The sequence below is a fragment of the Paenarthrobacter sp. NPDC089714 genome (assembly GCF_044748905.1).
In the GTDB taxonomy this organism is placed as follows: Bacteria; Actinomycetota; Actinomycetes; order Actinomycetales; family Micrococcaceae; genus Arthrobacter.
Genome location: NZ_JBIVGX010000017.1, coordinates 82,078 through 89,171, shown reverse-complemented (window position 1 = coordinate 89,171; position 7,094 = coordinate 82,078). Strand labels below are relative to the sequence as shown.

General features: G+C 64.0%; 6 protein-coding genes. 3 read left to right on the top strand and 3 right to left on the bottom strand.

Annotation, left to right across the window (positions count from 1 at the left end; translation table 11 throughout):
• Positions 1–120 precede the first annotated feature (120 nt).
• The 3 genes from ACIPY3_RS20935 to xylA all read right to left on the bottom strand — a co-directional run bounded on the left by ACIPY3_RS20935 (position 121) and on the right by xylA (position 3,869).
• Positions 121–1,104, bottom strand: a complete 984-nt coding sequence (locus ACIPY3_RS20935; RefSeq protein ID WP_400337090.1) for a LacI family DNA-binding transcriptional regulator — start codon at positions 1,102–1,104, stop codon at positions 121–123.
• A 69-nt stretch (positions 1,105–1,173) separates the two neighbouring features.
• Complete coding sequence (locus tag ACIPY3_RS20930) at positions 1,174–2,604, bottom strand: xylulokinase (RefSeq protein WP_400337084.1); 1,431 nt, start codon at positions 2,602–2,604, stop codon at positions 1,174–1,176.
• A 77-nt stretch (positions 2,605–2,681) separates the two neighbouring features.
• Positions 2,682–3,869, bottom strand: coding sequence for a xylose isomerase (gene xylA, locus ACIPY3_RS20925; RefSeq protein ID WP_400337082.1), 1,188 nt, complete (start codon positions 3,867–3,869; stop codon positions 2,682–2,684).
• A 139-nt stretch (positions 3,870–4,008) separates the two neighbouring features.
• Here xylA and ACIPY3_RS20920 point away from each other — a divergent pair, with 139 nt between their 5' ends.
• The 3 genes from ACIPY3_RS20920 (at position 4,009) to ACIPY3_RS20910 (ending at position 6,883) form a co-directional block, all read left to right on the top strand.
• The gene (locus tag ACIPY3_RS20920; RefSeq protein WP_400337081.1) at positions 4,009–5,226 is read left to right on the top strand and encodes an ROK family protein; all 1,218 of its coding nucleotides are present in this window, start codon (positions 4,009–4,011) and stop codon (positions 5,224–5,226) included.
• Between the two features lie 80 nt (positions 5,227–5,306).
• The gene (locus ACIPY3_RS20915) at positions 5,307–6,386 is read left to right on the top strand and encodes a YihY/virulence factor BrkB family protein (RefSeq protein WP_400337079.1); all 1,080 of its coding nucleotides are present in this window, start codon (positions 5,307–5,309) and stop codon (positions 6,384–6,386) included.
• A 47-nt stretch (positions 6,387–6,433) separates the two neighbouring features.
• Entirely contained in the window at positions 6,434–6,883 is a 450-nt protein-coding gene (locus tag ACIPY3_RS20910) for an oxidoreductase (RefSeq protein WP_400337077.1), read from the top strand.
• Positions 6,884–7,094 lie beyond the last annotated feature (211 nt).

Below are 7,094 nucleotides of genomic sequence, written 5' to 3'. Positions count from 1 at the left end.
CTGAACAACCTCAGAAACCAAACGATTCGAGAACTTCACCACGGCAATCGACACCCTTCAATAATCAGGTGTTGCGATCACCGCATGATTCGAAGAGCTCAAAACGGCATCTACTGCGACTTACATGGGTGGGGCGGCCGTGGTGTCGCGGATGACCATGCGGGGCTTGACCGTGACCGGCGCGCCGGGTTCGCCCGTTTCGAGGCGGTCCAGGAGCAGTCCAATGCAGCGCTGCCCCAATTCCTCGAAGTCCTGGGCCACGGTGGTCAGTGGCGGGATGAAGTACGCAGACTCCGGCTGATCGTCAAAGCCCACAATGCTGATGTCCCCGGGAACCTGCACCCCCGCCTCATGGAAGGCCCTAAGAACGCCCAGGGCCATTTGGTCGTTGGCCACAAACAACGCCGTCACGGATCGCTCGGCTGCGATCTTCAACCCTTCGCGATAGCCGCATTCAGCGCTCCAATCGCCCTCGATCAACACCGAAGGGTCCAAGCCGGCGTCGGCAACAGCGTCCCGCCAACCGTCGATGCGTGCCGCGGCGTCGATCCAACCCGACGGCCCGGACAAATGCCCTATGCGTTCATGGCCAAGTTTGGTGAGGTGCTCCACCACCAGCCGGGATCCTTCGCGCTGGTCCACCGTCGCGCCGCTCAGTTGTTTGTCTCCGATGGCCCCGACGGCCACCAGCGGTATGTGGGTGGTGATGTCTTTAAGGACCTCGAAGGTTCCGGGGTGCGGTACCGTCACCACGATGCCGTCGACACCTTGGTCCATGAAGTGCGCAATGGCGTCCCTGATGCTCTCCGGCGTGACGTCCCGCAGCCCGGCGACGCTGACAAAGTAGCCAGCATCACGGGCAGCCTGCTGGAGGCCCAGGAGCGTGTGCGATGGACCGTACTGGGCAAGCTCACTGCCGAGCACGCCGATCGTCTGGGACCTGCGGGTCACCAGGCTTCGGGCCGCGGTGTTGCGGCGATACCCGAGCTCGGTGATTGCCTGCTCCACGCGTTCCCGGGTCTTCGCGCTGACGTTCGGATGGTTGTTCAGCACGCGGGACACGGTCTGGTGGGACACGCCGGCCACGCGCGCAACGTCTTCCATGACGGGAGGACGGTTGGGGGCGGAATGTTCGGTGCTCACCCTGACACGATAGAGCACCGGTGCCGGAGATCAGCCGATGGCTGCTTTCGCGGCGTAGCGGCGATACCTGGCCAGGAACCCAGGGGCCGCTCCTGGGGTGGGGGCGGCCAGGTTGATTCCCTCAAGGCGCCACTCGGGCAGGGAGCCAGTGAGTACACCTGCTGCCTGCCGTGCGGCGCCGTCCGCTACGTACTCTCCGGGTTCGGGGACGAACACCGGCATGCCAAAGGCGGCTGCGGCCACCTGTTGGACTGCTTCCGATTGGGCGCCTCCGCCCACCAGGATGATCCGCCGCGCCTCCACGCCTTGCGCCTGCAGAGCCGCCAAGCCGTCGGCGAGGGAACAAACCACGCCCTCGACGGCGGCTCGTGCCACGTTAGCGGGGGTGTAGTTGGAGACTGTGATTCCGTGGAGGGATCCGGTGGCGTCGGGAAGGTTGGGTGTCCGTTCGCCTTCGAAGTAGGGGACGAGGGTCAGGCCCTCGGCTCCCTCGGGTGCGCTGAGCGCCAGGGAACCCAGCTCGGAAAGGCTGACCCCAAGCAACGCGGCGGTGGCGTCGAAAATCCGTGTCGCGTTAAGCGTGCACGCCAGCGGCAGGTAGTGTCCGGTGGCATCGGCGAAGCCGGCAACCAGCCCGCTGTCATCCTTTGCTGGAGTCGCTGAGACAGCGAAGACCGTTCCCGACGTTCCGATTGAGACAACAACATCCCCGACGGCGGCGCTGACGCCCAGTCCTGCTGCGGCGTTGTCTCCCGCGCCGGGTCCTATCAAGGCCCCGGTCGGCGTCTTCCCGGCCGCCTCCAAGGGGCCCACCACAACGGGCAGCACAGGTACGTGGCCGAGGGTGCCCTTGAGTACCTCTGGCAGGTACGTGCCCTGTTCCGCCGTGTAGTACCCGGTACCCGAGGCATCGGAGCGATCAGTGCGCAGCTGGTCCAAAGACGCTGGGCCGGTCCCGGGTCCGTGGCCTGCCAGCCGCCAGGACAACCAGTCATGGGGCAGGCAGACAGCCGCAACGCGTCGGGCGTTTGCGGGCTCGTTCCGGGCGAGCCAGCGAAGCTTGGTGGCCGTGAGCGACGCCACTGGCACCGTTCCCGTGAGCGAGGCCCAGTGTGCTGCGCCCGTCGGGGCATCTCCGTCGCCGGCCTCGGTGATCAGTTCCTCGGCATCACGCGCCGAACGTGTGTCGTTCCACAGCAGGGCCGGCCGCACCACGTCCCCTGACTCGTCGAGGCACACCATGCCGTGCTGTAGTCCGCCAACAGCCAAGGCCTCGACGTCTTCCAGTCCGCCCGCCTGCGCAATCGCTTCCTGCAGTGCTGTCCACCAGTGGTCCGGATGCACCTCCGTGCCAAGGGGGTGGGAGGCGCGTCCCTGGCGTACCAAGGCGCCCGTTTCCGAATCACGGATGACTACCTTGCAGGACTGGGTGGAGCTGTCGATCCCGGCGACAAGGGGCATGGAACTTTCCTTTGGGTGCAGCCGCCGGGTCCGGCACATAATGTCCGGACCCGGCGGCGGGCTGCTGTGGGGTTGGTTTAGCGGGCGCCGAGGAGGTGCTCGATGGCCAGCTGGTTCAGCCGAACGAATGCGAAGGAGCGTTCAGCGGCCTTATCGGCGTCGAAGCTCTCGAATGCACTGGAGTCGGCAAGCAGGTCTGCGGTGGTTTCACCCGCTGCCAGGGTGGTCTCGCCGAGCTCGAACACGCCCGAGGTGGCCAACGCTTCCTGGACTTCGGGATCGGCGCGGAAAGCGAGGGCGCGTTCCTTGAGGAGCAGGTACATGGCCATGTTCGCCTTGGCAGATTCCCAGACGCCGTCGTAGCCATCAGTGCGCGAGGGCTTGTAGTCGAAGTGGCGGGGACCGTCGTACGTGGGCCCACCGTTCGGGAATCCGTTCTCCAAGAGGTCCACGGTGAAGAAAGCGCTGGTGAGGTCGCCATGGCCGAACACCAGGTCTTGGTCGTATTTGATGCCGCGCTGGCCGTTGAGGTCGATGTGGAAAAGCTTGCCCGCCCACAGTGCCTGGGCGATGCCATGGGTGAAGTTCAAACCGGCCATCTGCTCGTGGCCCGTCTCCGGGTTCAGGCCCACGATGTCGCCATGCTCCAGTTGCGCAATGAATGCGAGGCCGTGGCCCACGGTGGGAAGGAAGATGTCACCACGGGGTTCGTTCGGCTTGGGTTCCAGCGCGATGCGCAGGCCATAGCCCTTCTCCTTGATGTAGCCGGCGGCGGTGTCAACGCCCTCCTTCATGCGGTCCAGCGCCGCGGAGAGGTCCTTGGAACCGTCGTACTCGCTGCCTTCCCGCCCGCCCCACATGACGAACGTGTCGGCGCCAAGCTCGGCCGCCAGGTCGATGTTCCGGAGCACCTTGCTCAGGGCGAAGCGGCGGATGGAGCGATCGTTGGAGGTGAAGCCGCCGTCCTTGAAAACGGGGTGGCTGAACAGATTGGTGGTGACCATGGGGACCTTGAGTCCCGTTTCGGCAAGTGCTGCCTTGAAGTTCTTCAGGATCAGGTCCCGCTCTGACGCGGAGGCGTCGAAGGGAACCAGGTCATTGTCATGGAACGTCATGCCGTAGGCGCCGAGGTCACTCAACTTGTGCACGGCTTCCACCGGGTCAAGGGCGGCGCGGGTCGCAACACCGAAGGGGTCCGCGCCGGTCCATCCGACGGTCCAGAGGCCGAAGGTGAAACGGTCCTGAGGGGTGGGCTGCGGGGTCATTCCTGCTCCTTTGCAAAGTGCGTCCTGAGGCGCGGAAGGGAAACACCTCAATTAGTTTTCAATCTGAACTATATGGGCCATAATGGATCATGGTCAATGGAAAGCAGCAAGAAAATCTTCCAAGCCGCGAGGATGGTCCATGTCAGTGAATGAGCAAGCCGCGCCGGGCCGCGTTGGCGATGTCCGCCGTCGTAATCTATCCCTGGTCCTCGACTCGATCGCGAAGACCGGAGATGCCAAGCCCAGCAGGGCGCAATTGGCTGCCGGTACGGGACTCACCAAGGCTGCCGTTTCCAGTCTCGTTGCGGACCTTGTGTATTCGGGCCTGGTTTCCGAGGTGGGCCTGTACCGGGACGGAGAACGTGGCCGTCCCGGCCAGGGCCTGGAACTGAACACCCGCCGCGGCGTGGTCGGCATGGAAATCAACGTGGACTATCTGGCTGTTGGCTTGGTGGACCTCGGCGGAGCGCTTCGATTTACCTCAATGGTCGAATCGCATAACAGGGGACTCGCGCCGGATGCTGTCATGGCCAGGCTGGGTGCGCTCGCGGCGGAAGCTGCGGCAGCAGCCACCAAGGAGGGTGTCGAGATCCTGGGCGGAGGACTTGCGGTCCCCGGGTTGGTTGACGAGCGCAACAACCTGGTCATATCTGCTCCCAATCTCCATTGGGAGCAGGAATACCTGGACCCGGGCGCCCTGCTGGAGGGTGCGCCGCTGGGAGTCCGGCTCTCCAATGAGGCCAACAGTGCCGCGCTGGGGGAGCTTTGGTACGGCGGCGGTGGGCAGGCCGACTTCCTGTACGTCTCGGGCGAAGTCGGTGTGGGTGGTGGCGTGATCATCGGCTCGGAACTGTTCATGGGGCCGGGTGGTTCTGCCGGCGAGCTGGGTCACGTCGTGGTGCATCCCGATGGCCCGCCGTGCTCTTGCGGTGGCGCGGGGTGCCTGGAAACCTTCGCCGGGCAGGAAGCCATCTTTCAGGCGGCGCGGATTCCGGAGGGATCCCTGTCGGAGCGGATGGCGGGACTGGTGGCAGCGCTGGTGTCCAAGGAGCCCAAGGCCAGCAAGGCGGTTCACGACGCCGGGCGTTACTTGGGCGTCGCGCTCGCCTCGTCGGCCAGGCTGATGGACCTTGAAGCCGTTGTCCTGGGCGGTCACTTCGCGGAGTTGGGTGACTGGCTTAAGCCGGCGGTGCTGGAGGGGCTGAACCGACATGCTCCGGGTTTGCTGCAGTCGGCGGACCTTCGCGTCTCGGGTTTGAAACACTCCGGCACCCTCCTGGGTGCGGCGGGCCAGATGATCCGTTCTGTCATTGAATCGCCTCTTGAATTGATCCTTGCGGGAAAGCTGGCCACGTGAGGCTTCCCGAATAATCATCAGTATGCTTAGTATTGATGGGTCAGGTGTTCGCGTTTTCGATCCCCACGAACAGGTGCCTCATGAGTACAGACAAATCAGCACACACCAGCACCGCCAAGGCCGCCACGGCTCCTGCTCCTGATGATTCCCGCAAGCCCGATAGTCCCGATGACCTGGTCAAACCCACGTGGATGTACATCCTCAAACGCACTTTACGCGAGTTCAACAAAGACCAGTGTCCTGATGCCGCCGCCGGGCTGACCTACTACGCCGTCCTTTCCCTCTTCCCGGCACTGCTCGCGTTGGTATCGCTTCTGGGCATCTTCGGAGACGCGGGCAAGACGACTTCCGCCCTCCTGGATATCGTCCAGAAGTTTGCCCCCGGGCCCGGTGTGGACGCGATGCGGCAGCCAATCGAAGACTTGACCAGGTCCAACTCCGCAGGGTTGGTCCTGGTCTTCGGCATCGTTGTGGGCTTGTGGTCAGCTTCGGGGTACACCACGGCCTTCGGAAGAGCCATGAACCGGGTTTACGAGGTGGATGAAGGACGCGGTTTCATCAAGCTGCGGGGAACCATGCTCGCAGTCACGGTCGTGGCAGTGCTGGGCGCCGGCCTGGCCGCTGCGATGTTGGTCCTGAGCGGTCCGGTAGCAGAGGCTGTGGGCGGCGCCATCGGCATGTCCGGAGCATTCCTCACAGTATGGAACATCGCAAAGTGGCCTGTGCTCATCGCGCTGGTAGTGGTCATCATCGCCGTGCTCTACTACTTCACCCCCAACGTGAAGCAGCCCAAATTCCGCTGGATGAGCCTGGGTTCCTTGATCGCCTTGGTGATCTTTGCCCTCGCATCCCTTGGCTTCGGCTTCTATGTGGCCAACTTCAGCAACTACAACAAGACCTATGGGGCGCTGGCCGGCGTGATCATCATGCTGCTCTGGCTCTGGATCCTCAACATGTCCCTGCTGTTCGGCGCGGAGTTCGACGCCGAGATGGAAAGGGGCCGCCAACTGCAGGCCGGCATCGAAGCCGAAAAGAGCCTGCAACTGCCGCCCCGCGACACGAAACGGAGCGATAAGGCCCAGAAACAGGAGAAAGAGGATATCCAGCGCGGCATCGAACTCCGCGAGAGCCACAGTGATGAGAATGAGCGGAAAGCATAAGGAGCGGCTTCTTCCGGGACGGCGTCGCTCGTGCCATGGTTGGCAGCATGCAGACGGTATTTGAAGCGGCCGGCGGGGAGGATTTCTTCATCTCCTTGGCCAATGCGTGGCATGAGAGAGTGAAATCCGATGAGGTGGTGGGGCATGCGTTCCGCCACGGCGTCCACCCCGAGCACACTAAGCGACTCGCCGCCTACTGGGCCGAGGCACTGGGCGGACCGCCTTCCTACTCGGAGCACTACGGCGACGAGTCGTTGGTGGTCAGGATGCACAGCGGGAACGGCGAGCACCAGGACATGGACGCCAAGGCGATCGCTTGCTTCGATGGGGCCCTGGACGACGTAGGAGTCAGTACCGGCGAGCTGCGCACTGTGCTCCATGACTACTTCGCCTGGGCCACCGCACATTCCATGGCTGCCTACCCGGACTCGGCACGCGACGTCCCTGCCGGACTGCGCATCCCCACATGGGGTTGGGACGGCCTGCTTTCCCGCTGAGGCTCTTGCGTCGCCGGGGAGCGGTGTGCCGTCACCACCTCCTTTCCCACCCAGAGACCCCCAGTCGCCCGCTGGATGCGGCGCGCCGCCGAATGCTGAAGCCATTGTGGGTCGTAGCCGCACACCCCACGAATGGAAAAGCGGGCCCCTGCCGTGACCTTGGCAGGGACCCGCTGGTTTGGATGTGATCCGTCCGGGATTCCCAGCCGAA

What these genes read in the sequence shown, in the direction of transcription:
- ACIPY3_RS20935 (WP_400337090.1), bottom strand. Translation starts at nt 1,104, where the DNA reads ATGGAAGACGTTGCGCGCGTGGCCGGCGTGTCCCACCAGACCGTGTCC.
- ACIPY3_RS20930 (WP_400337084.1), bottom strand. Translation starts at nt 2,604, where the DNA reads ATGCCCCTTGTCGCCGGGATCGACAGCTCCACCCAGTCCTGCAAGGTA.
- xylA (WP_400337082.1), bottom strand. Translation starts at nt 3,869, where the DNA reads ATGACCCCGCAGCCCACCCCTCAGGACCGTTTCACCTTCGGCCTCTGG.
- ACIPY3_RS20920 (WP_400337081.1), top strand. Translation starts at nt 4,009, where the DNA reads ATGTCAGTGAATGAGCAAGCCGCGCCGGGCCGCGTTGGCGATGTCCGC.
- ACIPY3_RS20915 (WP_400337079.1), top strand. Translation starts at nt 5,307, where the DNA reads ATGAGTACAGACAAATCAGCACACACCAGCACCGCCAAGGCCGCCACG.
- ACIPY3_RS20910 (WP_400337077.1), top strand. Translation starts at nt 6,434, where the DNA reads ATGCAGACGGTATTTGAAGCGGCCGGCGGGGAGGATTTCTTCATCTCC.